The organism is Nonomuraea lactucae, from assembly GCF_003313395.1.
In the GTDB taxonomy this organism is placed as follows: domain Bacteria; phylum Actinomycetota; class Actinomycetes; order Streptosporangiales; family Streptosporangiaceae; genus Nonomuraea; species Nonomuraea lactucae.
The window spans coordinates 1-1,565 of the sequence record NZ_QNFZ01000524.1 but is presented as its reverse complement, the minus strand read 5'-3'; the positions used below and the strand labels follow the sequence as shown (position 1 = coordinate 1,565).

At 76.3% G+C, this 1,565-nt stretch carries 2 protein-coding genes; both read right to left on the bottom strand.

Features of this window, described 5'->3' with window-relative positions:
- A partial coding sequence (locus DQW85_RS23250) for an alanine racemase (RefSeq protein WP_205315347.1) occupies window positions 1–402 on the bottom strand: 402 nt, incomplete at its 3' end.
- Window positions 403–481: 79 nt separating this feature from the next.
- A partial coding sequence (locus tag DQW85_RS23245) for an NAD(P)H-hydrate dehydratase (RefSeq protein WP_113702226.1) occupies window positions 482–1,565 on the bottom strand: 1,084 nt, incomplete at its 5' end.

Here is a 1,565-nt window from a genome sequence, read left to right as displayed (position 1 = left end):
GCCCCGGCTCATGCCGGTGTCGGCCTCCAGGTGCGTGCGCGCGGGGCGCCCGGTGCGCCGGGCGGCGGCGGCGATCTCGTCGAGGAGCGGCTCGTCGGCCGCCGACAGCTCCACGCCCGCCTCCAGCGCCTCGTCGATCGGCTCGCCGGGCCCGACGATCCACGACAGCACCGGCGCCGTGACGCCGCCCTCGCGCAGCGCGAGCGCCTCCCAGATGTAGGCGGTGCCGAGCCTGCTCGCACCGCCCTCGAGAACGGCCTTGGAGGTCGGCACCAGCCCGTGCCCGTAGGCGTCGGCCTTGACCGCGCCCATCACCTCGGCGCCGCCGACGCGCTCCTTCAGCAGCGCCACGTTGTGCTTGATAGCGGCGAGGTCCACCCGGGCCTGGGCGAGTGTCGCCATCTGTGAATCCATTTCTCCAGTTTGGCAGGTGGCTGACGTGGAAGAGCATGATTCGCTTCGCACGAACGCCGCCGACCGTTCACCCGCCGCGCACCGCGCGGATGGCCGCGGGGATGGCGGAGGCCACGTCGGTGGAGTTCAGCGGCGCCTCGTCGGCGGCGATCATCCCGGCGAGCCCGTGCAGGTAGGCGCCGCACGAGGCGGCGTCGTAGCAGCCGAGCCCCTGGGCGAGCAGCGCGCCCGTCACGCCGGCCAGCACGTCGCCGGTGCCGCCGGTGGCCAGCCACGGCGTGCCCGTGGTGTTGACCCGGGCCGGCCGGTCCTCCTCTGCGACGACCGTGGTGGAGCCCTTGAGCAGCACGGTCACGCCCAGCTCCGCCGCCGCCGCGCGGGCGTGCTCCAGGCGGCCCGCCTCGATCCGGTCGCGGTCGGCGCGGATCAACCGCGCCAGCTCGCCCGCGTGCGGGGTGATCAGGACGGGCGCGGCGCGCCTGAGCAGCGACCTGTCCCCGGCGACCAGCGTCAGGCCGTCGGCGTCGACCAGCACGGGGACGTCATCGGCGAGCACCGCGGCGGCCAGCTCGCGCGCCCACTCCCCCGTGCCGAGCCCGGGGCCTAGGACCCACGCCTGCACCCGGCCGACCTCGTCGACCGAGGGCCGGTCGAGCTCGGTGACGACCGCCTCGGGCCAGTGGGCGCGGACCTGGGCGACGGGCGCGCTCTGCCCCGCGTAGCGCACCATGCCCGCGCCGGCCCGCAGCGCGCCTCCCACGGCGAGCACGGCCGCGCCCGTGTAGAGGTCGCCGCCCGCGACGATGCCCACCACGCCCCTGCGGTACTTGTCGGACTCCTTGGACGGGAGCGGCAGCAGGTCGTCCACGTCGCCCGAGGTGAGCGCCGCCACGTCGGGATCGGGCAGGTAGGGGCCGAGCCCGATGTCGACGAGCTCCACCGTGCCCGCGCAGGCGGCACCGGGATCGACGAGCAACCCGGTCTTGCGGGCCCCCATCGTGACGGTGACCAGCGCCTCGACGGCCGCTCCCGCCACCCTGCCGCTGCCGGCGTCCACCCCGCTGGGCACGTCGACCGCGACGGTGGGGGCGGGCGCGGCGTTCGCGGCCAGCGCGAGCTCCGCGTACGGCTCGCGCAGCGCCCCGGTGGCG